The organism is Thioclava sediminum (genome assembly GCF_002020355.1).
Taxonomy (GTDB): Bacteria; Pseudomonadota; Alphaproteobacteria; order Rhodobacterales; family Rhodobacteraceae; genus Thioclava; species Thioclava sediminum.
Map to the genome: position 1 here is coordinate 314,888 of NZ_MPZV01000005.1, position 26,429 is coordinate 341,316.

Sequence of the window (26,429 nt, forward strand, 5' to 3'; positions counted from 1 at the left end):
TATGACACCGGAGCTTCGATGACCGACACCCAATATCAGGTTCTCGCCCGCAAGTACCGTCCCGAGACCTTCGCCGACCTGATCGGACAGGCGCCAATGGTGCGCACGCTGAAGAACGCCTTCGCGGCCGACCGGATCGCGCAGGCTTTCATCATGACGGGGATTCGCGGCACCGGGAAAACCACCACGGCGCGGATCATCGCCAAGGGGCTCAACTGCATCGGCCCCGACGGCAACGGCACCCCCACGACCGATCCCTGCGGCGTGTGCGAACATTGCCGCGCGATCATGGAAGGCCGCCATGTCGACGTAATGGAGATGGACGCGGCCTCGCGCACCGGTGTGGGCGATATCCGCGAGATCATCGAGAGCGTGCATTACCGGGCCGCCTCGGCGCGCTACAAGGTCTACATCATCGATGAGGTTCACATGCTGTCCACGAGCGCGTTCAACGCGCTCCTAAAGACGCTCGAGGAACCGCCCGCCCATGTGAAGTTCATCTTCGCCACCACCGAGATCCGCAAGGTGCCCGTCACCGTGCTCTCGCGCTGCCAGCGCTTCGATCTGCGCCGGATCGAGCCCGAGGAGATGATCGCGCTGCTGCGCCGGATCGCCGATGCGGAAGGCGCAGAGATCGCCGATGACGCGCTCGCACTGATCACCCGCGCCGCCGAAGGGTCCGCCCGCGATGCGACTTCGCTGCTCGATCAGGCAATCGCGCATGGCGCAGGCGAGACCACCGCCGAACAGGTCCGCGCGATGCTGGGTCTGGCCGACCGCGCCCGCGTCCTCGATCTCTTCGACATGATCCTGCACGGTCAGGCGGCAGAGGCATTGACCGAACTTGCCGCACAATATGCCGATGGCGCCGATCCGATGGCGATCATGCGTGATCTGGCCGAGATCACGCATTGGGTCTCCGTCATCAAGGTCACGCCCGAGGCCGCCGAAGACCCGACCGTTCCGCCCGAGGAACGCAATCGCGGTCAGGAAATGGCAGCCGCTTTGCCGATGCGGGTGCTCTCGCGGCTCTGGCAGATGCTGCTCAAAGCGCTCGAAGAGGTCGCGAGCGCGCCCAATGCGATGATGGCGACCGAGATGGCCGTGATCCGCATGACCCATGTGGCCGACCTGCCCGACCCGGAGACGCTGATCAAGAAGATCCAGCAGGGCAACACGAACACGCAAGCCGCAGGCCGGGGCCCCGCACCCTCGACCGGGCCGGTCCATGGCGCGACGCTGCGCGCCCGACGTGCCGGTGGCGGGGCTGTCGCCGCGGCGGCCCCTGCGCAACAGCACGATCCGATGGCCGACGCGCTCGCCCGTTTCGCGAGCTTCGACGACGTGGTCGACCTGATCGCCCGGATGCGCGACATGACCCTGCTGCTGGAGGTCGAGAGCAACCTGCGCCTGGTGAATTACCGCCCCGGCCGGATCGAGTTCGAACCGACCCCGCAGGCCTCGCGCGATCTCGCCGCGACGCTCTCGGCACGGCTGCAAGGCTGGACCGGCGCGCGCTGGGGCGTCTCGGTCGTCTCCGAAGGCGGCGCGCCCACGATTGCCGAGGTGAAGGCCGAGGAAATGGCGAAGGCCGAAGCCGAGGCGATGAAGAACCCGCTGGTGGCGGAGATCTTCGCCCGCTTCCCCGGCGCGAAGATCGAAATCCTGCCCGAGGAAGACACCGCCGCGATCGAGGCCGAGGCCCTGGCCGAGGTCGAAGACGAATGGGACCCCTTCGAGGAAGGCTGAGCCACGCCAAGGGCGGCCCCGCGCAATCCGCACGCGCCGCCCTGCCGCGCCGTTTTCCCGCCTTGTCCCTTGTTCCTTAGCGCAGCGATGCGTATCTCTCACTCAAGCCAAACGTGACGGAGAAAGCGATGTTCAAGGGATTGGGCGCCATGGGCGACATGGCCAAGATGATGAAGGCCGCCAAGGAAATGCAGGAGAAGATGGGCGAACTCCAGGAAGAGCTCAAATCCATCGTGGTCACCGGCGAGGCCGGGGCCGGTCTCGTGCAGGCCCGCGCCACCGCGAAGGGCGAACTGACCGGGCTCTCCATCGACCCCTCGATCCTGCAGGCCTCCGAGAAGGAAGTCGTCGAAGACCTGATCCTCGCCGCGATCAAGGACACGCAGGAAAAGGCCAAGTTCCGCGAACAGGAAGAGCAGAAACGCCTCCTGCGCGAACTGGGCCTGCCCGAGAACATGGACCTGCCGGTCTGATCCGATGAGCGGCGCGCGCGACGAGATAGAGGCGCTGATAGCCCTGATGGCGCGGCTGCCGGGGCTCGGCCCCCGCTCCGCCCGGCGTGCGGTGCTGCATCTGATCTCGAAACGCGCACAGCTGATGGGCCCCTTGGCCGAGGCGATGGCGCAAGTGGCCCGCACCGCGCGCGAATGTGAGCGCTGCGGCAATATCTCCACCGCGCCGGTCTGCGACATCTGCGAAGACCCCAAACGCGCCACCGGCGAGATCTGCGTGATCGAGGATGTCGCCGACCTCTGGGCGATGGAGCGCGGTCACGCCTTTAAGGGCCGCTACCACGTCCTTGGCGGCACGCTGTCTGCGCTCGATGCGATCGGCCCGGAGGACCTGCGCATCCCCGACCTGCTCGAACGCGCCACCGAGGAAGGCATCACCGAGGTGATCCTCGCCCTCAACGCCACCGTCGAGGGCCAAACCACCGCGCATTACATCGCCGAGGCGCTCGAAGGGCGCGGCATCGCCGTCACCAGCCTTGCCCAAGGCGTGCCGATCGGCGGCGAGCTGGATTATCTCGACGACGGCACGATTCAGGCGGCGCTGCGCGCCCGCAAAAGTTTCTGATGGGCACCCGGCCCGAGACGGAGGCGCTGCTGCGCGACTGCCTCGGAGACCGGATCGCGACCCGGCCAATGTTCGGCGAATACGCCGTCTATATGGGCGGCAAGACGGTGGCGCTTCTGTGCGACGACACGCTGTTCGTGCGGCAATTGCCCGAGGCCACGCGCTACCTTGAAGACAGCGGCCACGCGCCCGTCGCAGGCAAACCCTATCCGCGCGCCAAGGATCACTGGCAGATCGACCCGGACCTCTGGGAAGACACGGAGTGGCTCGTGGGTCTTCTGAGCGTGATCGAGGCCGCCCTGCCCGCCCCCAAACCAAAACGCAAACCCAAACCGAAAGCCTAGTCCCGGCCCCCTTCGGCTTGGTAAAAATATCCCCGCCGGAGGCATCCGACCTGTGCCGTCCCGATCACCTTCCGGCAAGGGAGCGCCATCGGCGGGATTGTCGCCATTGAACCCGCCCGCGCCCGCCGTTATCAGTTTCTCAAATCCCCCAACGAGAATTGCGAGCGTCGCCCCGATGATCCGCCTCTACCATGTCGCCCTCTCCCCGTTCTGCCGCAAGGTCCGCCTCACGCTGGCCGAGAAGAAACTCGAGGTCGAACTCGTCGAGGAACGCTACTGGGAACAGCAGCCCGATTTCCTGCGCCGCAACCCGGCGGGCAAGGTCCCGGTTCTCAAGATGGACGGCATGATGATGGCCGAGAGCCAGGCGATCTGCGAATATATCGACGAGACCCATACCGACGCGCCGCTGATGCCGCGCGATCCGGCCGCGCGCTACGAGGTGCGCCGCCTGTGTGCGTGGTTCGACGACAAGTTCAACGCCGAGGTCACCGCGCGGATCATGGGCGAGCGGGTCTGGAAGAAGGTCCGCAAGGAAGGTTATCCGGACAGCAAGACGGTGAAGGCGGGCCTTACGGCGATCAAGTATCACCTCGATTACATGGGCTGGCTGCTGGAACAGCGGCGCTGGCTTGCGGGCGACGTGATGACGCTCGCGGATTTCTCGGCGGCCGCGCATCTGAGCTGCCTCGATTACATTTCCGACGTCGACTGGAACCGGCAGGAGGCCGTGAAGGACTGGTATGCGAAAATCAAGTCGCGCCCGGCCTTCCGCTCGCTTCTGGCCGATCAGCTGCCCGGCATGCCGCCCGCGTCGCAATATGCGGAGCTGGATTTCTAAGCGCCGCGCGCGTCCTACCCAAACTCGCCATTCTTACACTGCGCCGTCCGCCCCAGCGGGCGGCGCAGTCATTTGGCGCGGCACGGTGCTGGCTCACGGAAAGGTGCGCGTCTCGCAAAATTCAAACATTTGATTTAATCATTCGCTTCGCTACCTCAGGGACAGGCCCAAGCCGATCCAGAGCTTGGCCCGGACTGCAAAGCGAGGACTGCCATGCCCCATCCCGTGCTGATCGTGGGGGCCGGCCCGACCGGTCTCACCGCCGCTTACGAACTGGCCCGCCAGGGCGTGCCCGTCCGCCTGATCGAGAAATCTGCAAGCCCCGCCACCACCTCGCGCGCGATCGCGGTTCAGGCCCGCACGCTGGAGATGCTGGCGCAGCGCGGTCTGGCGGACACCCTTGTGGCGCGCGGCGTGCAGACCCGGATCGCGCAGTTCTATGGCGAGGGCGCCCCGCTCTTCCGGCTCGACTTCGCCCATCTCGAGAGCCGCTTCCCCTATATCCTCTTCGTCTCACAGGTCGAAACCGAGACCGTGCTGCGCGACGCCTGCGCGGCCCTCGGTGTGGAAACGGAATGGGACACCGAACTCGTCGCCATCGCCCGCGAGGGCCATGATGCTCAGGCGCGGCCCACAGCGGTGCTGCGCGGCCCCGGCGGCACGCTCGAAGAGCTACGCCCCGATTGGGTAATCGCCAGCGGCGGGGCGCATAGCCTGATCCGCCGCACGCTCAATCTGCCCTTCGAGGGGAAATCCGTGGGTCAGGGTTTCGTGCTGAGCGATCAGATGGTCAGCGGCGCGCTCGACCCCGAAGAACTGCATATCTTCTCCTCCGGCGAGGGCTTTCTGGGCATGTTCCCCTTGGGCGGCGGACGTTTCCGGCTCATCGCCTCCGATGTCGCGGGCAGCGAGCAGCCTGATCTGAAAACGCTGCAGGAGATCTTCGACGCCCGCGCCCATCTACCCGCCACGCTCCATGACCTTTCGTGGTCCTCGCGCTTCGCGATCAACAGCCGGATGGTCGGGACGCTGCGCGTTGGGCGCTTCCTGCTGGGCGGCGATGCCGCGCATATCCACTCGCCCGCGGGCGGTCAGGGAATGAACACCGGCATGCAGGACATGATGAACCTCGGCTGGAAACTCGCGCGGGTGATCGAGGGGACGGCGCCCGAAAACCTGCTCGACAGCTACGAGGCCGAGCGGCTGCCGGTGATCCGTGACCTGCTGCACGGGACCGAAGCGCTGACCGCCAACATGGCCTCGACCTCGCCGGTGCGTCGGATGCTGATCGACCATATCAGCCCCTATCTCGGCAGCCGCGACCTCGTGCAGGAGAAAGTCGCGGCCCGGATGGGCCAGATCGCGATCGGCTATGAGGGCGGGCCGCTCGCCGACGGCCCGCATGCGCGCGGCACCATCGCACCGGGTGCGCGGCTTCCCGACCCGCTCTTGGAGGTGGCGCGCGATGGGGCATGGCATCCGGCCCGCGCGCAGGATCTGGTCGATCCGTCGGGGTTCGTTCTGCTTTGCGCCGGGGATGGCCCCGCCCCGCAGAGTCCTTTTGCAAAAAGCCTGAAACTGCGCCCTGCCCCCGACCACGCGGAGGCGTTCGCCCAGATCTTCGGCCATGACGGCGCGGCGGTGCTGGTGCGACCCGACGGCTACGTGGCACTGAGCGCGCCGCTTGCCGACACGGCCCGCGCGGTGGAGGCTTACGCAGCGGCGCATTTCGCCACCTGACGCGCGCTGCTCCCGGCCCTTGTCTTGCCCGCCCGGCTTCGAAAGGATACGGCGACGGTGCGATGCGGGCCGCATCCGTCACGCGCCGAGGGGGCTCTGCCCCCGCCGGCCTGCGGCGCGGCCCCCCGGGATATTTGGACCAAGGCGAAGCCATGAGTGCGGAGTTGAAAGCGCGGTTGATCGAGACGGCCCTTGCCGAGGGTTTCTCGAAGGCGCGCATCACCACGCCCGACGCCATCCCGCAGGCCGCCGAACGGCTGGCCGCCTTCGTGGGCGCGGGGATGCATGGCCAGATGGGCTGGATGGAAGAGCGCATGGGCTGGCGCGGCGACCCGGCGGCGCTGTGGTCCGAGGCGCGCTCGGTGGTGATGCTGGCCGAGACCTACACGCCCGATTACGACCCGCTGGACCTGCTGAAAGCGCGCGATCACGGGGTGATCTCGGCCTATGCGCAGGGCAAGGATTACCATGATCTGGTGAAGAAGCGGCTCAAGCGCGTCGGGCGCTGGTTGCTCGATCAGGCGCCCGAAGGCGCGGAGATCAAGGTCTTCGTCGACACCGCCCCGGTGATGGAAAAGCCCTTGGGCGAGGCCTCGGGGCTAGGCTGGCAGGGCAAGCATACGAACCTTCTGGCGCGCGATCTGGGCAGCTGGTTCTTCCTCGGCGCGATCTTCACCACGGTGGAGCTGCCGCCCGACGCGCCGGAGATCAGCCATTGCGGGTCTTGCACGGCCTGCCTCGACATCTGCCCGACCGAGGCCTTTCCGGCGCCCTACCAACTCGATGCGCGGCGCTGCATTTCTTATCTGACGATCGAGCATAAGGGGCCGATCGACGAAGAGCTGCGCGCCAAGATGGGCAACCGCATCTATGGCTGCGACGATTGTCTGGCCGTCTGCCCGTGGAACAAGTTCGCCGCCGAGGCGCGTGAGGCGCGCTATCACGGCGGCGTCGGCGCGCCGCCTCTGGCGGAATTGGCCGCACTCGACGATGCCGGGTTCCGGGCGCGGTTCGCGGGCTCGCCGATCAAGCGGATCGGGCGCGACCGCTTCCTGCGCAATGTGCTCTATGCGATTGGAAACTCTGGCGATCCGGGTTTGGCCGAGGCTGCGCGCCCGCATCTGGACGATCCCGATCCAGTGGTGGCCGAGGCCGCGCAATGGGCGCTATCACGGCTGGAGCAAGCAGCGTGACGAAACCGATTGCCGCGCCCCGCTCACGGCCTATCTGATCGCGGTCATGACACCGGTTACCACCCAGACCCCTCGCCCGCTCCTTGGAATCGCGCTGAAGCTCGGCACCGTCACCGGTTTCGTCATCATGCAGGCGCTGATCAAATCGGTCTCCGACCGGGTGCCGCCGGGCGAGGCGGTGTTCTTCCGGTCTTTCTTCGGCATCGTGCCGATCCTGCTCTGGTTGCTGTGGCGCGGTGAATTGCAGGGCGGGTTGCGGGTCGAAAGACCGATCAACCACGTCATGCGCGGCGTCGTGGGAACCACCGCGATGGCGCTGAGTTTCGCCGCCCTCGCCTTCCTGCCACTGCCCGAGGCAACCGCTCTGGGCTATGCGGCGCCCCTTCTGACGGTCGTCTTCGCGGCGCTCCTGCTGGGCGAGACGGTTCGGGTGTTCCGGTTCTCCGCCGTGGGGCTCGGGATGGTCGGCGTTCTGATCGTGCTCTGGCCGAAGCTTGGCGGTAGCGGGCCGGAAGGCGGCGCGGAGGCACTTGGCGCGGGGTTGGCACTCGCGGGGGCTACCTGCGCCGCGCTCGCGCAAATTCAGATCCGCCGCATGGTCGGATCGGAGCGCACCTCCGCCATCGTCTTCTGGTTCTCTTGCACCGCCACTGTGCTTTCACTCCTGTCTCTGCCCTTCGGCTGGGTCGTGCCGACAGTGTGGGAGGCGACGCTGTTGATCCTCGCCGGGCTCATCGGCGGCACTGGCCAGATCATGATCACCTCAGCCTATCGCTTCGCCGACGCCTCGCTGATAGCACCTTTCGACTATGCCTCGATGCTCATGGCGCTCCTGATCGGTTATTTCGTCTTTGCCGAAGTTCCGACCCATGCGACGCTCGCGGGTGCGGCGCTGATCATCGTCGCGGGCATCGCGATCATTCTGCGCGAACACCAGCTGGGACTGGAGCGCAAACGCGCACGCAAGGCCGGTCCCCCCCAAGGCTGAGCGCCGATCCGCCTGCGACAATAAACCTGCCTGCCCCTGCGTCACGACTCAGTCGAATCGTGCTATAGTCCCGCTATCAGAGGCGATGACGAGAGGAGGAAGATATGTCCCGTCACATCATCGACCGCGCCGAACTCAAGGCAGAAGGGCCGCGCGTGAAGCGGTTTCTCGAATTGCAACGGCGCGAAGGCATCCACCCGGTGATCAAGGAGCTCAGCAAACGCGGGCGGCCCGACCACGGCGCGCGGATGAAACAGTTCCTGCGGATCGAGCGGGCTGAAGCCACCTGACGACCTGATCGGCGCAAAATAGCTGTGAAAACGCGAAAGGGCGTGCCGGGGGGCACGCCCTTCTGTTTTCTCGACCGAAGCGCGGATCAGGCGCGCACGAGTTTCTCGTAGGTCTCGGCGATATCGCGGGTCAGCGCGCCGACCTCGAAGTTGAAGTCGCGGATCTGGCTGACCGGGGTCACCTCGGCGGCGGTACCGGTGAGCCAGCACTGTTCGAACTCGGCCAGTTCGGTCGGCTCGATCAGGCGCTCGTGGACGGTGATGCCCTTTTCCTTCAGCAGGCCGATCACGGTCTGACGGGTGATCCCGTTGAGGAACACGTCGGCCTTGGGCGTGTGAACCTCACCGTCTTTCACGAAGAAGATGTTCGCACCGGTCGCCTCGGCCACGTAGCCGCGCCAGTCCATGAACAGCGCATCCGAATAGCCGCGATCTTCGGCGGCGTGCTTGGACATGGTGCAGATCATGTAGAGACCGGCGGCCTTCGCCTCGGCGGGAATGGTGCGCGGATCGGGACGACGCCATTTCGCGATGTCGAGCTTGGCGCCCTGCATCTTCGCATCGCCGTAGTAATTGCCCCACTCCCAGCCAGCGACGGCCAGACGCACCGGGTTCTTGCGCGCCGAGACACCCATATCCTCGCCCGCGCCGCGCCAAGCCACCGCGCGCACATAGGCGTCGGTCCAGCCATTGGCTTTCAGCATGTCGTATTTGGCCTTTTCGATCTCTTCGACCGAATAGGGGATTTCCATGTCGAGCAGTTGCGCCGATCTGCGCAGGCGGGCGGAATGCTCTTCGCCTTTGAAAATCTTGCCGTTGTAACAACGCTCGCCTTCGAAGACGGAGGACGCGTAATGCAGCGCGTGAGTCAGGATGTGGACATTGGCGTCGCGCCAATCCACAAGCTGTCCATCCATCCAGATCTTGCCGTCACGATCGTCATACGAGCCCGACATCTTACTCTCCTTGCAGTCACGCCATTTTACGAATATTGCGCAACTTGCGTCCGAAGTGGACACTTTGTTGCGTCAAAACTGCTCTGCGGTAGCAGTTGAGTCTTGGATAGTCAACAAGGCTGACATAAAGTCACGCAAAAGAGAGGGACGATATGGCAGATAGCGGAAGCCCCGGGGGCGAGACACTTCTTTTCCTGACGGACGAGCAATTGCGCAAGGGCATCGAGGCGATGTTCTTCGCCTATCGCGCCTTTACCGCCGATCCTGACCGTCTGCTCGAAGAATACGGCTACGGGCGCGCGCATCACCGCGCGCTGCATTTCATCAACCGCCAGCCGGGGCTGACGGTGACGACGCTGCTCGCGGTTCTGGGCGTGACCAAGCAATCGCTCAACCGGGTGCTGCGCACGCTGATCGAGGACGGGTTGGTGGAAAGCCGCGTCGGCACCCGCGACAAGCGCGAGCGGCGGTTGCATCTGACCGCCGAGGGCGAGACGCTGGAACGCGCGCTGTCCGAGGCGCAGCGGGGCCGGATGCGCTCTGCCTATCGCGCGGCGGGACCGCAGGCGGTGGCGGGCTTCCGGCAGGTTCTCGAGGCGATGATGGGCCCCGACTTGCACAAGCTCTATCAAATGATGAAAGACGACTGATGCCCTACTCGGCCGACCCTCATCTCCTCATCGTCGACGATGACGAGCGCATCCGGACGCTGCTGAAGAGCTTTCTGCAGCGCCACGGTTTTCTCGTCACCGCCGCGCGCGACGCGGGCCATGCGCGGTCGCTGCTGTCGGGGCTGGAATTCAGCCTGATCGTGATGGATGTGATGATGCCGGGCGAGGACGGGCTGTCGCTGACCCGCGATCTGCGCGCCCGATCGATCGCGACGCCGATCCTGCTGCTGACCGCGCGCGGCGAAACACGCGAGCGGATCGAGGGGCTGGAAGCGGGCGCCGACGACTATCTCGCGAAACCGTTCGAACCGAAGGAACTGCTGCTGCGGATCAACGCGATCCTGCGCCGGGTGCCGCAGGAGACCGAGAGCGGTCCGAAATACCTCTCGCTGGGGCCCCTGAAATACGATCAGGAGCGGGGCGAGTTGTGGGATGGCGATGCGCTGGTGAAGCTGACCGCAACCGAGGTGCAGCTGATGCGTATCTTCGCGACTCATGCGGGCGACGTGGTCAGCCGCACGGAACTGATCGAGGAGCTGGGCCGCGAGCGCGGCAGTGGCGAGGAAGGCGGCGGCGATCGGGCGGTCGATGTTCAGATCACGCGCCTGCGCCGAAAGATCGAGCGCGACCCCCGCGAGCCGCGTTATCTGCAGACGGTGCGCGGTCTGGGCTACCTGCTCGCGCCCGACTGAATGGAAGGACGGCGGATACTACATGTTGAGGGGCCACCATACGGGGTGCGATAGGCGCCGCGTGGGGCCCGCTCATCTTCAAAAATGCGAATTTGTTATATGTTTTTAAGGCCACGAATCGCTTTTCCCCAATAGGGAGCAGTATTTGTGCGTCGAGCTTCTCGCGCGGCCCCCTTCGCCGATGCGCATGGCCATTGACCTTGGGTGATCTGTTGCAAGAGCGACATTTAACTGCCCCTCAACACAAATTCAGGCGAATGTGTTCTGGACTGACAAATTCGTGATTGGTATGAGAGCGGCCATGTTTGGCGGCACCTCGCGACGTGCCCCGGCACGTCACTATCGGCCCCCTCGCGGGCCCGGGAAGGAGAGACAACGTGTCCCACGCAGATAATAACGCAGGCACCCGGAGGGATTTCCTCTACTACGCCACCGCCGGCACCGGCGCGGTGGTGACCGGCGCAGCCGTCTGGCCGCTGGTGAACCAGATGAATGCCTCGGCCGACGTCAAGGCGCTCTCGTCGATCTATGTCGACATCTCGGGCGTCGAGACCGGCACGCAGCTCACGGTGAAATGGCGCGGCAAGCCGGTCTTCATCCGCCGCCGCACCGAGGAAGAGATCGAACTGGGGCGTGAAGTGCCGCTCTCCGATCTGGTCGACACCTCCGCCGAGAACGCGAACAAGCCGGGCGCCGAAGCGACCGACGAGAACCGCACCCTCGACGAAGCGGGCGAATGGCTGGTGATGATCGGCGTGTGCACCCACTTGGGCTGCGTGCCGATCGGCAACGGCTCCGGGGATTACCACGGCTGGTTCTGCCCCTGCCACGGGTCGCATTACGACACCGCCGGCCGGATCCGCAAAGGCCCCGCACCGCGCAATCTCGATATCCCGGTGGCCCAGTTCACCGATGAAACCACCATCAAGCTGGGCTGAGGAGGCATTTAAATGTCGGGCATTCCCCACGACCATTACGAGCCCAAGACGGGCTTCGAGAAATGGACGCATAAGCGTCTTCCGATCATCGGGCTGATCTATGACACGATCATGATCCCCACCCCCAAGAACCTGAACTGGTGGTGGATCTGGGGCATCGTGCTGGCCTTCTGCCTCGTGCTGCAGATCGTCACCGGCATCGTTCTGGTGATGCATTACACCCCGCATGTCGATCTGGCCTTCGCCTCGGTCGAGCACATCATGCGCGACGTGAATGGCGGCTACATGCTGCGCTACATTCACGCGAACGGCGCCTCGCTGTTCTTCCTCGCCGTCTATATCCACATCTTCCGCGGCCTCTATTACGGCTCCTACAAGGCGCCCCGCGAGATTACCTGGATCATCGGCATGATCATCTACCTGTGCATGATGGGCACGGCGTTCATGGGCTACGTTCTGCCCTGGGGTCAGATGTCCTTCTGGGGCGCGACCGTGATCACCGGCCTGTTCGGCGCGATCCCGGGCATCGGCGAGTCGATCCAGGCCTGGCTGCTGGGCGGCCCGGCGGTGGACAACGCGACGCTGAACCGCTTCTTCTCGCTGCACTACCTGCTGCCCTTCGTGATCGCGGCGCTCGTCGTCGTTCACATCTGGGCCTTCCACACCACGGGTAACAACAACCCGACCGGCGTTCCGGTCCGCACCGGCTCGAAAGCGGAAGCCGAGAAGGACACTCTGCCCTTCTGGCCCTATTTCGTGATCAAGGACCTCTTCGCGCTCGCCGTGATCCTGCTGGTCTTCGCCGCGGTTGTGGGCTTCATGCCGAACTATCTCGGCCACCCCGACAACTACATCGAGGCGAACCCGCTGGCGACGCCCGCACACATCGTGCCGGAATGGTACTTCCTGCCGTTCTACGCGATCCTGCGCGCCTTCACCTCGGACGTCTGGGCCGTGATGTTCGTCAACTGGATCACCTTCGGCATCGTCGACGCGAAGTTCTTCGGCGTGCTCGCGATGTTCGGCGCGATCCTCGTGATGGCGCTGGCCCCGTGGCTCGACACCTCGAAAGTGCGCTCGGGCGCCTACCGCCCGATGTTCAAATGGTGGTTCTGGCTGCTGGCGATCGACTTCATGGTGCTGATGTGGGTGGGCGCGATGCCGACCGACGGGATCTACCCCTACATCTCGCTGATCGGCGCGACCTACTGGTTCGTCTATTTCCTCGTGATCCTGCCGCTGCTTGGCCTGATCGAGAAGCCGCAACCGATGCCGGCGACGATCGAGGAAGACTTCAACCACCACTACGACATCAAATCGGCTGAATGAGTAAGGAAGAGGGACACCAAATGAAACATCTTCTGATCTCTGCCCTGTCGGCGCTGGTGATCGGGGCAAGCGCCCTGGCCTCCCCGGCGATGGCGGCCGAAAGCGGCGAAAGCCATGTCGAGGATATCGACTTCTCCTTCGAGGGCCCCTTCGGGACCTTCGACCAACAGCAGCTGCGCCGCGGCTTCCAGGTCTACCGGGAGGTCTGCTCGGCCTGCCACGGCCTGCGCTATGTCGCCTTCCGCACGCTCGCTGATCAGGGCGGCCCGATGATGGACCCGGCATGGGTCCGTGCCTATGCCGCCGAGTTCACCGTGATGGACAAGGAAACCGGCGAAGAACGCCCCGGCAAGGAGACTGACCACTTCCCGTTCATCTCCGGCATGGGCATGGGTCCGGATCTGTCGCTGATGGCGAAAGCGCGTGCGGGCTTCCACGGCCCCTACGGCCTCGGCATCAACCAGTTCTTCCGCGGCATCGGCGGCCCCGAGTATATCTACTCGGTCCTGACCGGCTACACCGGCGAAGAGAAGGAAGAAGCAGGCTCGTATTTCTACGGCAACCACACCTTCCCGGGTGGTTGGATCGCCATGCCTCCGCCGCTCTCGGAAGACCTCATCGAATATGAGGACGGCACGCCCGCCACCGTCGAACAGATGGCTCAGGACGTTGCTGCCTACCTGATGTGGACTGCCGAGCCGAAGCTGGAATCGCGCAAGCGCTGGGGCTTCGTCGCGGTACTGATGCTGGCGGTGCTGAGCACGCTGCTCTACCTGACCAACAAGAAGCTCTGGGCGCCCCATAAGGGCAAGAAGTTCGACCTGTAAGCCCGGGCTCGACCTGCTAGACTGATGAACGCCCCCTCGCCCGCGAGGGGGCGTTTTCCGTTCTTTGGAGATGGCCGATGTCCACCCGCCCCCCCGGCTTCGCGCCCCTGCCCGACCCGCCCTATTACGCGGTGATCTTCGCCTCTCTGCCCGGGGCGAGCGATGAGGGCTATGGCGCGATGGCCGAACAGATGGCCGCGCTCGCCGCAGAGCAGCCCGGCTATATCGGGATGGAAAGCGCACGCGACGCGACGGGCTTCGGCCTCACCGTCAGCTACTGGGCCGACGAGGCGGCGCTGATCGCGTGGAAGGCTGTGGCGAAGCACCAGCTCGCGCAGCAACTCGGCAAGGACCGCTGGTATCGCCACTACGCGCTACGCGTCGCCAAGGTCGAACGCCAGTATGACGGGCCCGAGGGGCGCTGAAATTCTCCCTCTGCTGACGCGGCGCAAAGCGTCCGCGCTCTTGGATGTCGGGGGCAAGCGGGCTATCTGGGAAGGGACAAGAGGAGTAACAATGCCCGACATTTCCGAGCTGCCCCATATCAGCCCCGCCTCCCGCGCCCCGCGCCTGTGCGTGCTGATCGACGCCGATAACGTCCCCGCCGGATATGCCGAAGCGATCTTCGAAGAGATCGCCTCGCTGGGCGAAGCCTCGGTGCGCCGCATCTACGGCGACTGGTCGGCGCAGCGCCTCGCGGGCTGGGCCAAGCGCGTGGCCGAACTGGGCCTCGTCGCGGATCAGCAATTCGCCAATACGAAGGGCAAGAACGCCTCCGATATCGGCCTCGTCATCGCGGCGATGGATTTCCTGCATTCGGATCTGTTCGACGGCTTCGTGCTGGTCTCCTCGGACAGCGACTTCACCCGCCTCGCCGCCCGCATCCGCGAGCAGGGGCTGGACGTCTATGGCATCGGCGAACAGAAGACGCCCGAGGCCTTCCGCAAGGCCTGCAAACGCTTCATCTATGTCGAGAACCTCGGCAATGGCGACAGCACCACCGACACCACCGCCAAGCCGACTTCGGACAAGACCAGCAGCACCAGCGCCCCGAAATCTTCGGGCGGCAAGCAGGAGCCCAAAGCCGCGATCCCGATCATCGTCAACGCGATGAAAGCGATCGGTCTCGAAGAGGAATGGTATTCGCTGGGCCAACTCGGCCAGTTCATCACGCAGGCCAACCCGGATTTCGACACCCGCACCTATGGCAGCGCGAAGCTGTCGGACCTGCTGATCAAGACGGGCCGCTTCCAGTTGCAGCGCGGTGAAGGCAATCAGTGGATGGTGCGCGATCTGGCCTGATCAGGCCTTCGCCCCGTAGCGCGCAAGGAACATCGCGACCGCACCCCGGATCACGCGCTCTTTCTGCTCGCCGGAGAAGCTGTCGCAAATCCCGAACAGAAGCTTCGGGTGCAGCTCCGACTTGCACAGCTCGATGAAGAGGTAGGCGGCAAGGTCGATATCGTCGATCACCAGCTCGCCCCGATCGGCAGCGCAGCGCAGATAGTCCATCAGCAGTTCATGCACCAGTTCCGGCCCCGCCGCGTAGAAGGCGCGGCCCAGTTCGGGAAACCGCTCGGATTCGGCGACGCAGAGCCGGTAGAGCCCCTGATTCAGCTTGCAACTCATCGAGTCGACAATCTGCGCGGCGGCGAGCGACAGAACCACCTCGGGGGCCGCGCCGAAATCGATCGTGGCAACGGCGCTGTCGGTCTGCTCTTTCAGTTGCGAGCGCACGACCTCGACGAACATCAGCCGCTTGTCGGGGAAATAGCTGTAAAGCGTGGCTTTCGAGACGCCCGCTTCCTTGGCGATGTCATCGACCGAGGCCCCGTCGAACCCATCGCGCAGAAAGATCGTCCGCGCCCCTTCGAGCACCTGATCGAACTTGCGCCCGCGATTGATCTGATCTGCCTGTGACATCTGCCCTCCGGTCCCGGGAAACGCCCCCGGGGCTCGCAGAATAAACCGGGCGGTTCACATCCCGCAAGGTCGCACACGTGACGTCATGGCGCTCTGCACCGGCGATCCGGCAGACTGCAGCCTATCTTCGGCTTGGTCAAAATATCCCGGGGGGCTCCGAAGGAGCGGGGGCAGAGCCCCCTCTTCCACCGCAAATGTCGCCCTCCGGCGACGGGGGCAGCGCCCCCTCAGCCGATCGTCCCGCGCACACCGCCAGTCTGCGCCCGGTCCATCAGGAACTGATCGAGGATCACACAGGCCATCATTGCCTCGGCCACCGGCACCGCGCGGATGCCGACGCAAGGATCGTGGCGGCCCTTGGTGATCACCTCCACCTCTTCCCCCGCGACATTGACCGAGCGGCGCGGCGTCAGGATCGACGAGGTCGGCTTCACCGCAAAGCGCACCGTGATCGGCTGACCGGTGGTGATCCCGCCGAGGATACCGCCTGCGTGGTTCGACAGATATTCGACGCCGTCGGGGCCCATCACCATCTCGTCGGCATTGTCGACGCCGGTCAGGGCTGCCGAGGCCATGCCCTCGCCGATCTCGACGCCTTTCACAGCGTTGATCGACATCATCGCGGCAGCCAGCTCGGTATCCATCTTGGCGTAGATCGGCGCGCCCAGACCTGCCGGGCAGCCCTCGGCCACCACCTCGATCGCGGCTCCGACCGAGTTCTGACCCTTGCGGATCGCGGCGAGGTAATCGGCCCATTCATCCGCAGCCTCGGCATCGGGCAGGAAGAACGGGTTCTGCAGGATCGCGTCCCGGTCGAACTTCGCGCGGTCCAGATGTTTCGCGCCCATCTGCACCATGTAGCCATAGATCTGCAGATCGGGGATCAACTGGCGCAGCGCCGCCTGCGCGACGCCCCCGGCGGCCACACGCGCCGCCGTCTCGCGCGCGCTGGAGCGCCCGCCGCCGCGATAGTCGCGGACACCGTATTTCTGGTGATAGGTGATATCGGCATGACCGGGACGGAACTGCCGCGCGATCTCGCCGTAATCCTTCGAGCGCTGATCGGTATTCTCGATCATCAGCTGAATCGTCGTGCCGGTCGTGCGGCCCTCGAACACACCCGACAGGATGCGCACCGCGTCGGGCTCCTTGCGCTGGGTCGTCTCCTTCGACTGGCCCGGACGGCGCCGGTCGAGGAATTGCTGGATGAAAGCCTCGTCGATCTCGATGCCGGGCGGGCAGCCATCCACCGTCGCGCCAAGCGCAGGCCCGTGGCTTTCGCCCCAGGTGGTGACGCGGAACTGATGACCGAAAGTGTTGAACGACATGGGACACGCGCCTCGCAGGTTTCCTTCGACGCTGGCTTAGCAAGTCAGGGGCTGCGAGGCAACGCGCATGGCGTTGGGCGCGGCACTCTCCGTCACTGCACGTGGCGCGCTCACTCCACCGCGCGGATCAGCTTGCGCTCCAAGACGCGCAGCACTTGGCGCAGATCGTGGCCACGCCGAAGCACCTGCCCTTGCTGCCCGATCACCGCATATTGCCCCTGTTTCGAACGCAGCGCGGGCCGTTTCTCGATCCGGTAGATCGGCACTTCGGCGGCGCGGCGAAAGATCGAGAAGACCGCGACATCGCGCAGGAAACTCATCCCGTAATCGCGCCACTCCCCGGCCGCGACCGCGCGCCCGTAAAGCGACAGGATCACGCCAAGCTCGGAGCGATCGAAAGCGATCTGCTCCGGCACGCCGGAAGGGTTCGGATGGGGGGAAGGCGTTTGAACCGTCATTTACAAAGGGTACATCGCGCGTGGCGCAAATCAAGCCCACCCGCGCTAAGGTTGCATGCGCCTTTGCCGCGCCGGAATAAGACCGCGAAAATGCCTGATTTCCTGCGCCTTCCTGCCGGGTTTCCAAGCCACCTTCAATTCAGCGGAAAACGCTAAAAGCCCGACGGTGCGGTAAACAGCCCCCACCCAGTTCGTATCGTCGGGCGCTTTTCCCTCCTGCAGAAAAGCCCCGTGTCCTGGTCAGACACGGGGCTTTTCCTTTTCCCGATCCGCAGCACTCTCTGCCCTAGTAGCAGCGCACCGCCGCGATCGTGCCGCTCTCGTCGATCTCGAAATTCACCCGATCCGGGGCGTAATCCATCGTCACCGCATCGCCCGGATGAATGATCCGATGGGGCCGCGCGAGGGTAAGCCCCGCCAGCACCGCTTCAGGCCGCCCTTCCAGCGCCGCGAGCCCCGGCGGCGGACAGGTGACGGCCGCGGGCGGACCCGACCGCGGCGGCATGCGGTACGGCTGGCAGGCCGCGAGCCCGAAGGCTGCGACCCCAAGCGTGACGATCAGACCGATCCGCGCCCTGCCCCGTTCCATCAGGCTCACCCGCAATCGATGTTGTAGACGTTCCCGCGCGAGTCGAGCCGGAACACGACGCGCTGCGGGTTGTAGACCTGATCCTCGACGCCGCGCCATTCCACGATGCGATAGGGTTTGGTGATCCCCAGCGTCTGGATCTGCGCCGCCGGTTGACCCAGGACCGAGGTGTAGTTCACCGCGCCGCAAGTGTCGGGCTCGCGCTCCTGCAGGCCGCCTTTGGTGAGGGTGACAGGCGGGGTGACATAGGGCGCGGGCGCTTCGGCCTGAGGCGCGGGAGCGGCGCCATCCGTGGGGGTCTCGCTCATCGGACCCGCGGGATCGCAGGCCGCAAGCGCCAGCATCGAACCCATGACGAAAAATCGTTTCAACATGTCGCACCCTTCATTGCATTGGCCGCGCCGATAACGCAGGCTATTGCGGAATTTATACAAGGAGTATGCGCCCATGAGAACCCGTGCCGCAGTCGCGCTCGAGGCGGGAAAACCGCTCGAAATCATGGAAGTGGAGCTGGAAGGCCCGAAAGCGGGCGAAGTGCTCGTCGAGATCAAGGCCACCGGCATCTGTCACACCGACGAATTCACCCGCTCGGGCGCTGACCCCGAGGGCATCTTCCCGACCATCCTCGGCCATGAGGGTGCGGGCGTCGTGCTCGAGGTTGGCGAAGGCGTCACCACGCTGAAGCCGGGCGATCACGTGATCCCGCTCTACACGCCGGAATGCCGCGAATGCCCGTCCTGCCTCTCGGGCAAGACGAACCTCTGCACCGCGATCCGCAACACCCAAGGTCAGGGCCTGATGCCCGACGGGACCACGCGCTTCAAAATGCTCGATGGCACGCCGATCTATCACTACATGGGCTGCTCGACCTTCGCGAACCACACGGTGATGCCCGAGATCGCGCTCGCCAAGGTCCGCGACGACGCGCCGTTCGAGAAGATCTGCTATATCGGCTGCGGCGTCACCACCGGCATCGGCGCGGTGATCAACACCGCAGGCGTCGAGATCGGCTCGACCGCGGCGGTCTTCGGCCTCGGCGGCATCGGTCTGAACGTGATTCAGGGCCTGCGCATGGCGGGTGCCGACATGATCATCGGCGTGGACCTGAATGACGGCAAAGAGGAAATGGCCCGCAAATTCGGCATGACCCATTTCGTGAACCCCTCGAAATCGGACGTCCCGGTGGTGCAGCAGATCGTCAACCTGACCAAGACCGAGCGCGACCAGATCGGCGGCGTGGACTATTCCTTCGATGCCACGGGCAACGTGCAGGTGATGCGCGACGCGCTGGAATGCTCGCATCGCGGCTGGGGCGTGTCGGTCATCATCGGCGTCGCACCCGCGGGGGCCGAGATCGGCACCCGCCCGTTCCAGCTCGTCACGGGCCGGACGTGGAAAGGCACCGCATTCGGCGGCGCCAAGGGTCGGACCGATGTGCCGAAATTCGTCGAGTGGTACATGAACGACAAGATCGAGATCGACTCGATGATCACCCACACGATGCCGCTCGAAGACATCAATAAAGCCTTCGACCTGATGCATGCGGGCGAGTCGATCCGCTCGGTCGTGATCTACTAAGCCCAAGGCCGGGGGCGCTGCCCCCGGACCCCCGGGATATTTGGACCAAGGCGAAGACAAAGGAGTGATCTCCCCTTCGCTCTTGGTCAAATATCCCCGGGTGAATTCGCGCCAGCGAAGAGGGGCAGCGCCCCTAACTCCCCAGATAATCCCGCAGCGCAGGCGGCGGATCGTCGAGAAGCGGTCCGGTCTCTTGCGGCGCATGGGCGTGGCCCTCGGCCACCAGAACCGTCTGCGGGCAAAGCGCGCGCGCATCCTCGGGATCGTGGCTGACCATCAGCACCGTCGTGCCCTGTTCGCGGGCGATCTCGGCCACCAGCGCCAGCATCTCGGATTTCAGCGCGGGCCCCAGCGCCGCGAAGGGCTCGTCGAGCAGCAGGATCGGCCGGCCACGGAGCAGCGTCCGCGCGAGCCCCGCACGGCTTTGCTGCCCGCCAGACAGCGCGCCGGGTTTGCGTTTCTCCATACCCTCAAGGCCAACACGCGCCAGCGCGGTCTCGATCCGGGCGCGGTCGGTTGCGTCGATCTTGCCCTTCGGGTTCAGGCCGAGCGCGAGATTGGTCTCGAGCCGGAGATGCGGGAAAAGGTTCTGATCCTGAAACAGGATCGAGAGCGGGCGCTCCCCCGGTGGCGCCGCGGTGATGTCCTCGCCCTGCCAGAGGATGCGGCCACTTGCGGGCGGCAAGAACCCGGCGATGGCCGAAAGCAGTGTCGATTTCCCCGCGCCGGACGGGCCGATCAGCGCGACGCGCGCGCCGGTCTGGATCGTGAGGTCGGCATCGAGGCGGAAATCGCCCTGTGTGAGGGTCAGTCTATCGAGGGTCAGCATAATGCCCCGCGCGGTCGAGCGCCCAGAAAAGCGCGAAGGTGAGGATCAGGAGCAGGCTCGCAGCGCCCGCCGCCTGATCCATGCGATAAGAGCCCATGAGCTGGAAAAGCGCCAGCGGCAGGGTGCGAGTCTGTCCGTCCGAGAACAGCGTGATGACGCCCAGATCGCCCATCGAGAAGGCCGCGGCCAGCCCCGCCGAAAAGCCCAGTGGCCGGGCAAGGCGCGGAACCGTCAGCAGGCGCAGCCGGGCAAAGCCGCGCAGCCCGAGCGAGGCGGCGAGCCGGTCGTAATCGGCCTGCAGCGTCCGGATTTCGGGCATCAGGATGCGGGTCGCAAAAGGCACCGACAGCGCGGCATTGGTCAGCAGCACCATCGGCAGAGCGAGGTCCGTGGGGTTCACGAAAGGCCGCGCGATCAGGAAAGCGCCGGTCCCCATCACGAGGCTCGACGCGGTCATCGGCAGCATCGCCGCGATCTCCGCCCAGCGTTGCCGCGTGGCGGCCAGCGCAAGCGGCAGGGCGATGGCAAGAGTGATCATCGTCGAGGCCAACGCGATCACCAGCGAGGTCAGCGTGGCGGGCCAGATCATCTCGGGCAGATCGGCCAGCGCAGGCAGCCCACGGGCGAAGACCGCCCCGATGGGGAGCAGCAGGAAGACGGCCGCCAGAAGGATCGCGAGCGTATCGAAGGCCACGCGATCCGCCCCGCCGGACAACTGCGGGATCGGCGTAGCGCGGCGGTCATGCCCCGCACCGAAACTCGACGGCAGAGTGGCGCGCGCCGCGACCAGCAGGGCTGCGACCGAGATCGCGACCTGCACCAGCGCAAGGCTCGCCGCGCGACCCATGTCGAAATCGAAGCGGAAGGCCTGATAGATCGCCAGCTCCACCGTAGTCGCGCGCGGCCCGCCCCCTAAGGTCAGAGCGACCGCAAAGGAGGTCAGGCAGACGAGGAAGATCGCGAGAAACGCACCGGGCAGGACACTACGCAGCATCGGGCGTTCGAGGTGGCGGGTGACCTCGGCCGGGCCGAAGCCGAGGGTGGCCGCAAGGCGGAACCGCTCGGCCGGGATCGCCTCCCAACCGTGCAGGATCATCCGCGTGGCCAGCGGCAGGTTGAAGAAGACATGGGCGATGATGACGCCCTGCGCGCCATAGATCGAGATCGGATCGATGCCGAAGGGCGCGAGGGCCGCATTGACCAGCCCGCGCCGCCCGAACACCGCGATCAGCCCGAAGACGGCGACGATCACCGGCAGGATGAACGGCGCCCCGAGGAGCGAGATCAGCAGCCCCCGCCCCGCAAAGCGACGGCGATGTAGCGCCCGCGCGACCGGGATCGCCAGCACGCAGGAGATCAGCGCCGAGGCCGCCGCCTGCCAGAGCGTGAAGCGGATCGCGGCGAGGTCGGTCTCGCGCAGCCCCGTCAGCCCGCCCGCGCGGAGCGTCACCGCCGCCAACGTGCCAAGGACGAGCGCGGCCAAAGCCGCACCCGCCAGCATCGCCCAGAGGGGTGCGCGTCTTATTTGGAGAAGGCGCGTTGCCATTCGTCCAGCGCCGGACCGCGCAGTTTCTCGGCCTCGGTCTCACCCAGATAAAGCGTCTTGTCGGGCATCGGCAGGTTCTGGAACACCTCCGGCAGTTGATCCTTCGGCAGTTTCGCCGGGAAAGACCAGTTCGCCGTCGCGATCATGCCCTGAAAATCGGGGCTGAGCACATAATCGAGGAATTTCTGCGCCAGCTCGGGATGCTTCGAGGTCTTGAGCTGCGCGACCAGTTCGGGGGTGAAGTAATGCCCCTCGGGGAAGATCGCGGCGACCTTGCTGTCATCCTCCTCGGCCATGATGTGATAGGCGGGCGAGGTGACGTAGCTGAGCACCATATCCGCCTCACCATCGGTGAACATCCCGTAGGCCTCGGACCAGCCCGGCGTCACGGTCAGCACCTTCGGCGCGATCTTCGTCCAGGCCTCTTCGGCCTTGTCGCCGTAGATGTCTTTCACCCAGAGCAGCAGCGACAGACCCGCGACCGAACTGCGCGGGTCTTCGATGACGATCTTGTAGGCGTCATCGGGCGCATCCAGCAGGTCCTGGAAGCTCGCGGGCGGGGTCTTCAGCTTGGTCTTGTCATAGACGAAGGCCAGCTCCGACCAGTCGAAGGGCAGGAAGATCGGATCGTCCCATTTGACCGGCATGGTCAGATCGGAGGTGTCCTCGTTATGCGGGGCGAACAGGCCCGTGGCGCGCGCCTTCGCGGTCACGTCAGTGTTCAGACCGATCGCGATATCGGCCCGCGTCTTGTCGCCTTCGAGCAGGATCCGCGGTAGCACATCGCCCGCCACGAATTTCAGATCGCAATCGCAAGTCGCCTCGAACCCTTTCTCGATCGCGGGGCCGGGGCCCCATTCGCTCGTGAAATAATCGGGCGCATAGACGGTGAGTACGGGCTTGTCCTCGGCCGCCGCCATCGTGGCGATCAGGCTCAGGGCTCCCGCAAGCATTAGGTGGGTTTTCATGCCTCACTCCTTGGGCTTGCCGGGCGGAGTGGGGCCGGGAGATCCGGCTACCTTCCCTCCGCCGGTCTTAACCGGTTCAGGTTCAACGGGTTCGCGCGGATCGCATCTCAGCCAGCCTTGCGCTGGCACCCCGAGGTAGGGCGCAACGTAAGCGCGCGCGGCTGCGGACGCAAGGGCAAGCAGGCACAGCGTCCCTGCCCCGCGTCCCGGACCCTATGGCGAGTTCCCGCCAGTGGCGAGCCGTGCCGGATTTCAATGGCTTGCAACTGCGCGCGGCGCGACGCAGGCTCGATCTGGAACGGATTTGGGAGGAACCGATGCGCATTACCCTCACCGCGGCCCTGCTGGCCGCGACCGCCCTGCCCGCCTTGGCCGACACGATCGAGGCACCGGGCAAGATCACCGCCGTGACGCTATTCCCACGCGGCGCGCAGGTGGTGCGGCAGGTCACGCTGGACACCCCCGAGGGCAGCCATGACCTGCTGGTGCCGGGCTTTCCCGAAGGCACCGACATCTCGACGCTGCGCGTGTCGGGCGACGGTGTGCAGATCGGCGCGGTGAGTCTGATCTCCGGGCGCGCGCCTGCGATCAGCGGGCAGGACAGCGCCGCAGTGAAATCTGCGCGCGATCGGTTGGCCTCGGCGCAAGAGGCGCTTGCGGAACAGGAAGACGCCGTGGCCGTGATCCGCGCGAAGGCGCAGGCCGCGCGCGACCAGATCACCTATCTCAAGAACACCGACTCGCAGGTAACCGCACCCGAACAGCTTCGCGCATTGGCACAGATGGTAGAGGATCAGATCCTCTCAGCAACGGAACGCGCAATTGCCGCCGAAGCCGAGGCGCGCCGCGCCGAAGCCGCGCTCGATCCCGCGAAGGAAGCTGTGAAGCAGGCCCAAGCGGCGCTCGATGCGCTGCTGAACCCGGCGCAGGATCGTGACGTGCTGAGCGCCAAGGTGCAGGGCTCGGGCACGCTGACGATCACCTCCTACGTCCAGAACGCGGGCTGGCAGCCCTCCTATGATTTGCGGCTCGACCGCGACAAGAGCGCGGTGGACATGGAGCGCTTCGTCTCGGTCCATCAGGCAACGGGCGAAGATTGGCGCGGCGTCGATCTGACCCTCTCGACGGCACGTACCGGCGGGCGGGCGGAGCCGGGCGAAGTCTATCCGCGGCTTGCCCGGATCGGTGATCCCGACGCGCCGCCCGCGCCGGTGCCGATGAAGCGTTCCCTCGCCGCATCCGATGGCGCCGCCCCCGCCCCGATGATGGAGGCCGCGATCAGCGACCGCGCCGATCTGCAGATGCAGGGCGAGACGGTGACCTATCATTACCCGAGCGCCGTGGACCTGCGCGACGGGGTGGACGATCTGCGCCTAAGCCTCGATTCCAAGACCCTGCCGATGGAGGTCTTCGCCGAGGCCGCGCCGCTGACCGATCCGCAGGCCTATCGCGTAGCCGAGGGCAAGAACGACACCGGCGAGATCCTGTTGCCCGGCCCCGCGAACCTCTTTGCGGATGGGGCGCTCGTGGGTCAGTCGCATCTGCCGATGGTCGCGGCGGGTGACGATCTGACGCTTGGCTTCGGGCCGATCGAAGGCATCCGCGTGGAGCGCCGCATGCCCGACACGATGGAAGGCGATAGCGGCTTCATCTCGAAATCCAATGAGCGCCGCGAGGTGGTCGAGATCGAGGTGAAAAACCTCACCGACAAAGGCTGGCCGATGCGGGTGATCGACCGGGTGCCCTATTCCGAACAGGAAGACCTGAAGATCACGACCAAGGCGACCCCGCCTGCAAGCGAGAGCGACTACGACCATCGCCGTGGCGTGCTCGCATGGCGCTTCGATCTGGGCGCAGGCGAGACCAAGACGATCCGCACCGAGACCACGCTCAGCTGGCCGACGGATCAGGTGCTGCGCTAAAGCGAGGCTACGCGAACAGCCCCGCGCGCGGCGAAGGCCCGCGTGATCAGGCCGCGTTTCGCGGATCGGCCGCAGCGCGCAGTTTCGCGAGCAGCGCTGGCGACAGGCGCAGGAACCCGCGTGCGGGAGGCTCGGCCTTCGCCGCCTCGGGGGGCTGCGCCTCTGCACCGCTGGTCTCCTCTGTCGCCTCGGGCGCCTTCTCGTCCGGCGCGGCTTGCGGTCCCACTGCCTGCGCGGCCTGCGCTGCCGCATATTCGGCAGCAGCCGCCCGTGCCGACGCGCCCTGCCCCGCCGTCGCACCTACGAGTTTGGTGCGCCCGCCATCGTCGCCCGGGAACGGCGCGCCGAAGCGCAGCACAAGCTCCGTCAGGCTCGGCCCGATCTCGTCGAGCAGCATCAGGAAGCGGTTGGTGGGCCATGCATGCAGCCCCAAGGCCCCGCCGCCTGCAAGCCGCAGCACGAAGCCCTCCCCCCGCAACCGATGTTGCAGATCGAACCAGTCGCGCGCCTGATCCAGCGCCTCCTGCACCGCGTGCATTTCCGGCAACGGCGCTTTCGCAGCAGGCGCTTCGGGAGCAGCCTCCTCCGCCAGACCGTCCTGCAACACGCGCCGGATCAGCTCTGCCGGGGGCAGACCGAACGCACGCGCTTCCGCCGCGATGCGGTCGATCAGATCGAGCGGCAGGCGCAGAGAGACAAGGCGATGCTGAGAATGGGAGCGGGATGCAGATTGTGACATGGCGGGTCGAAGCTCGTTCGCATTGGCGGGGTCTCCCCAGCCTCGCGCATCAAGCTTAACAGCCCGTGAACACCAGTCGGATTTCCGCCGCAGCGGAGCCGTCGGCCCCGCGCGGGGGCCAACGGGAATGGCAAAGCCTCAGAACGTCTCGAACCGATCCGTGTCGGCGTCATACTGTTCGAGAACCCCTTCGCCGATGTCGTGGCGCAGCCCGTGCAGCGTCATCCGGTCCGCATCGAGCGCCTCGCGCACGAAGGGGAAGGTCATCAGGTTCTCGAGGCTGACTTTCACCGCCTCACGCTCGAGCGCCAGCACCTGCTGATCCTCGGGCAACTCGCTCACGCGCTCGTAGCCCGGGCGCAGCAGGTTCAGCCAGGTGCCGACGAAGGAGCTTTTCTCCTCCAGCTCCGGCGCATGGCCCGAGCACATCGCATGGCAGCCCGCGACACCGCCGCAATTGGAGTGGCCGAGCACGATCAGATGCGCGACCTTCAGGCTGGTCACCGCATATTCGACCGCAGCCGAGGTGCCGTGGTGATCGCCATCGGGCGTGAATTCCGGCACGAGGTTCGCGATGTTGCGGTGGATGAAGAACTCACCCTGATCGGCGCCGAACATCGAGGTGACATGCACGCGGCTGTCGCAGCAGGCGATGATCATCGAACGCGGGCGCTGCCCTTCGGAAGCGAGGCGGCGATACCAGGCGCGGTTCTCGTCATAGGCGGTGGCGTGCCAACCTTGATAACGGCTCACAAGGTAGCTGGGCAGCGGTTTCACATGCTCTCTCATCGATCCCTCGTCTGGTGTCTGGCGTCTTATCGCTGCGTCAAATAGCGCGTTGCGCGCCGGGTTTCGAGAAGATTTTCCGTATCGCTCAACGAAATCTTGAGACCTCTCGATCACGTTACCGCCCG

At 65.5% G+C, this 26,429-nt stretch carries 29 protein-coding genes and 1 riboswitch; of the genes, 18 read left to right on the forward strand and 11 right to left on the reverse strand.

Annotated elements, in window-relative coordinates:
• The first annotated feature begins 18 nt into the window (after positions 1 to 18).
• The 9 genes from BMI91_RS19150 (at position 19) to BMI91_RS19190 (ending at position 8,222) form a co-directional block, all read left to right on the forward strand.
• Entirely contained in the window at positions 19 to 1,749 is a 1,731-nt protein-coding gene (locus tag BMI91_RS19150) for a DNA polymerase III subunit gamma/tau (protein WP_078606272.1), read from the forward strand.
• Positions 1,750 to 1,877: 128 nt separating this feature from the next.
• Positions 1,878 to 2,222 (forward strand): YbaB/EbfC family nucleoid-associated protein, encoded by a 345-nt coding sequence (locus BMI91_RS19155; RefSeq protein WP_078520159.1) that lies wholly within the window; start codon positions 1,878 to 1,880, stop codon positions 2,220 to 2,222.
• A gap of 4 nt (positions 2,223 to 2,226) precedes the next feature.
• Entirely contained in the window at positions 2,227 to 2,826 is a 600-nt protein-coding gene (recR, locus tag BMI91_RS19160) for a recombination mediator RecR (RefSeq protein ID WP_078542815.1), read from the forward strand.
• Positions 2,826 to 3,170 carry a TfoX/Sxy family protein gene (locus BMI91_RS19165; protein ID WP_078606273.1) on the forward strand — a complete coding sequence of 115 codons (345 nt, stop codon included), beginning with the start codon at positions 2,826 to 2,828 and terminating at the stop codon, positions 3,168 to 3,170. Before recR ends, BMI91_RS19165 begins: the two co-directional genes overlap by 1 nt.
• Before the next feature lie 175 nt (positions 3,171 to 3,345).
• Positions 3,346 to 4,011 carry an FtsZ-binding protein FzlA gene (fzlA, locus tag BMI91_RS19170; RefSeq protein ID WP_078542813.1) on the forward strand — a complete coding sequence of 222 codons (666 nt, stop codon included), beginning with the start codon at positions 3,346 to 3,348 and terminating at the stop codon, positions 4,009 to 4,011.
• Between the two features lie 213 nt (positions 4,012 to 4,224).
• Positions 4,225 to 5,751 (forward strand): FAD-dependent oxidoreductase, encoded by a 1,527-nt coding sequence (locus BMI91_RS19175; RefSeq protein ID WP_078606274.1) that lies wholly within the window; start codon positions 4,225 to 4,227, stop codon positions 5,749 to 5,751.
• A gap of 152 nt (positions 5,752 to 5,903) precedes the next feature.
• Complete coding sequence (queG, locus tag BMI91_RS19180) at positions 5,904 to 6,944, forward strand: tRNA epoxyqueuosine(34) reductase QueG (protein WP_078606275.1); 1,041 nt, start codon at positions 5,904 to 5,906, stop codon at positions 6,942 to 6,944.
• Positions 6,945 to 6,990: 46 nt separating this feature from the next.
• Positions 6,991 to 7,932 (forward strand): DMT family transporter, encoded by a 942-nt coding sequence (locus BMI91_RS19185; protein WP_078606276.1) that lies wholly within the window; start codon positions 6,991 to 6,993, stop codon positions 7,930 to 7,932.
• A 104-nt stretch (positions 7,933 to 8,036) separates the two neighbouring features.
• Positions 8,037 to 8,222, forward strand: a complete 186-nt coding sequence (locus tag BMI91_RS19190; RefSeq protein ID WP_078520166.1) for a hypothetical protein — start codon at positions 8,037 to 8,039, stop codon at positions 8,220 to 8,222.
• Between the two features lie 86 nt (positions 8,223 to 8,308).
• Here BMI91_RS19190 and BMI91_RS19195 read toward each other — a convergent pair whose 3' ends face one another.
• The gene (locus tag BMI91_RS19195; RefSeq protein WP_078520167.1) at positions 8,309 to 9,178 is read right to left on the reverse strand and encodes a branched-chain amino acid aminotransferase; all 870 of its coding nucleotides are present in this window, start codon (positions 9,176 to 9,178) and stop codon (positions 8,309 to 8,311) included.
• A 152-nt stretch (positions 9,179 to 9,330) separates the two neighbouring features.
• Between BMI91_RS19195 and BMI91_RS19200 the strand changes: the two genes are divergently transcribed.
• From BMI91_RS19200 to BMI91_RS19230, 7 genes are all read left to right on the forward strand, one after another.
• Positions 9,331 to 9,828: a MarR family winged helix-turn-helix transcriptional regulator gene (locus BMI91_RS19200; RefSeq protein ID WP_075775697.1), complete on the forward strand. Its 498-nt coding sequence runs from the start codon at positions 9,331 to 9,333 to the stop codon at positions 9,826 to 9,828.
• Positions 9,828 to 10,541, forward strand: coding sequence for a response regulator (locus BMI91_RS19205; protein ID WP_078606277.1), 714 nt, complete (start codon positions 9,828 to 9,830; stop codon positions 10,539 to 10,541). The genes BMI91_RS19200 and BMI91_RS19205 overlap by 1 nt, the downstream gene beginning before the upstream one ends.
• Positions 10,542 to 10,918: 377 nt before the next feature.
• The gene (gene petA / locus BMI91_RS19210; RefSeq protein WP_078520169.1) at positions 10,919 to 11,479 is read left to right on the forward strand and encodes a ubiquinol-cytochrome c reductase iron-sulfur subunit; all 561 of its coding nucleotides are present in this window, start codon (positions 10,919 to 10,921) and stop codon (positions 11,477 to 11,479) included.
• Positions 11,480 to 11,491: 12 nt separating this feature from the next.
• Positions 11,492 to 12,808: a cytochrome b gene (gene petB, locus BMI91_RS19215; RefSeq protein ID WP_078520170.1), complete on the forward strand. Its 1,317-nt coding sequence runs from the start codon at positions 11,492 to 11,494 to the stop codon at positions 12,806 to 12,808.
• A gap of 20 nt (positions 12,809 to 12,828) precedes the next feature.
• Complete coding sequence (locus BMI91_RS19220) at positions 12,829 to 13,635, forward strand: cytochrome c1 (protein WP_232621623.1); 807 nt, start codon at positions 12,829 to 12,831, stop codon at positions 13,633 to 13,635.
• Positions 13,636 to 13,712: 77 nt separating this feature from the next.
• Entirely contained in the window at positions 13,713 to 14,060 is a 348-nt protein-coding gene (locus BMI91_RS19225; RefSeq protein WP_078606278.1) for an antibiotic biosynthesis monooxygenase family protein, read from the forward strand.
• A gap of 91 nt (positions 14,061 to 14,151) precedes the next feature.
• Positions 14,152 to 14,937, forward strand: a complete 786-nt coding sequence (locus tag BMI91_RS19230) for an NYN domain-containing protein (RefSeq protein ID WP_078571977.1) — start codon at positions 14,152 to 14,154, stop codon at positions 14,935 to 14,937.
• On the opposite strand, the gene BMI91_RS19235 is transcribed toward BMI91_RS19230, so the two are convergent.
• From BMI91_RS19235 to BMI91_RS19255, 5 genes are all read right to left on the reverse strand, one after another.
• Positions 14,938 to 15,558, reverse strand: a complete 621-nt coding sequence (locus BMI91_RS19235) for a TetR/AcrR family transcriptional regulator (protein WP_078606279.1) — start codon at positions 15,556 to 15,558, stop codon at positions 14,938 to 14,940. It lies immediately after the preceding gene.
• A 227-nt stretch (positions 15,559 to 15,785) separates the two neighbouring features.
• Positions 15,786 to 16,886: a chorismate synthase gene (aroC, locus tag BMI91_RS19240; RefSeq protein ID WP_078606280.1), complete on the reverse strand. Its 1,101-nt coding sequence runs from the start codon at positions 16,884 to 16,886 to the stop codon at positions 15,786 to 15,788.
• A 110-nt stretch (positions 16,887 to 16,996) separates the two neighbouring features.
• Positions 16,997 to 17,344: a DUF2794 domain-containing protein gene (locus tag BMI91_RS19245; RefSeq protein ID WP_078547833.1), complete on the reverse strand. Its 348-nt coding sequence runs from the start codon at positions 17,342 to 17,344 to the stop codon at positions 16,997 to 16,999.
• A gap of 286 nt (positions 17,345 to 17,630) precedes the next feature.
• Positions 17,631 to 17,933, reverse strand: a complete 303-nt coding sequence (locus BMI91_RS19925; protein ID WP_158522201.1) for an I78 family peptidase inhibitor — start codon at positions 17,931 to 17,933, stop codon at positions 17,631 to 17,633.
• 5 nt (positions 17,934 to 17,938) lie between these two features.
• Positions 17,939 to 18,307, reverse strand: a complete 369-nt coding sequence (locus tag BMI91_RS19255) for an I78 family peptidase inhibitor (protein ID WP_078601696.1) — start codon at positions 18,305 to 18,307, stop codon at positions 17,939 to 17,941.
• 73 nt (positions 18,308 to 18,380) lie between these two features.
• Here BMI91_RS19255 and BMI91_RS19260 point away from each other — a divergent pair, with 73 nt between their 5' ends.
• Entirely contained in the window at positions 18,381 to 19,511 is a 1,131-nt protein-coding gene (locus BMI91_RS19260; protein ID WP_078542798.1) for an S-(hydroxymethyl)glutathione dehydrogenase/class III alcohol dehydrogenase, read from the forward strand.
• Between the two features lie 133 nt (positions 19,512 to 19,644).
• On the opposite strand, the gene BMI91_RS19265 is transcribed toward BMI91_RS19260, so the two are convergent.
• Genes BMI91_RS19265 through thiB form a run of 3 tightly spaced genes read right to left on the reverse strand, consistent with a single transcriptional unit; the run spans position 19,645 to position 22,854 of the window.
• Positions 19,645 to 20,340, reverse strand: coding sequence for a thiamine ABC transporter ATP-binding protein (locus BMI91_RS19265; RefSeq protein WP_078606281.1), 696 nt, complete (start codon positions 20,338 to 20,340; stop codon positions 19,645 to 19,647).
• Positions 20,324 to 21,841, reverse strand: a complete 1,518-nt coding sequence (locus BMI91_RS19270) for a thiamine/thiamine pyrophosphate ABC transporter permease ThiP (RefSeq protein ID WP_244176691.1) — start codon at positions 21,839 to 21,841, stop codon at positions 20,324 to 20,326. Before BMI91_RS19270 ends, BMI91_RS19265 begins: the two co-directional genes overlap by 17 nt.
• Before the next feature lie 20 nt (positions 21,842 to 21,861).
• Positions 21,862 to 22,854, reverse strand: coding sequence for a thiamine ABC transporter substrate binding subunit (thiB, locus tag BMI91_RS19275; protein WP_078606283.1), 993 nt, complete (start codon positions 22,852 to 22,854; stop codon positions 21,862 to 21,864).
• Positions 22,855 to 22,890: 36 nt separating this feature from the next.
• Positions 22,891 to 22,997, reverse strand: a riboswitch (TPP riboswitch).
• Between the two features lie 174 nt (positions 22,998 to 23,171).
• Here thiB and BMI91_RS19280 point away from each other — a divergent pair.
• Entirely contained in the window at positions 23,172 to 24,776 is a 1,605-nt protein-coding gene (locus tag BMI91_RS19280) for a DUF4139 domain-containing protein (protein ID WP_158522202.1), read from the forward strand.
• Between the two features lie 46 nt (positions 24,777 to 24,822).
• On the opposite strand, the gene BMI91_RS19285 is transcribed toward BMI91_RS19280, so the two are convergent.
• Together BMI91_RS19285 and BMI91_RS19290 are read right to left on the reverse strand one after the other, a co-directional pair.
• Positions 24,823 to 25,515, reverse strand: coding sequence for a hypothetical protein (locus BMI91_RS19285; protein ID WP_078606285.1), 693 nt, complete (start codon positions 25,513 to 25,515; stop codon positions 24,823 to 24,825).
• A 138-nt stretch (positions 25,516 to 25,653) separates the two neighbouring features.
• Positions 25,654 to 26,304, reverse strand: coding sequence for a carbonic anhydrase (locus BMI91_RS19290; RefSeq protein ID WP_078571997.1), 651 nt, complete (start codon positions 26,302 to 26,304; stop codon positions 25,654 to 25,656).
• Between the last annotated feature and the right edge of the window lie 125 nt (positions 26,305 to 26,429).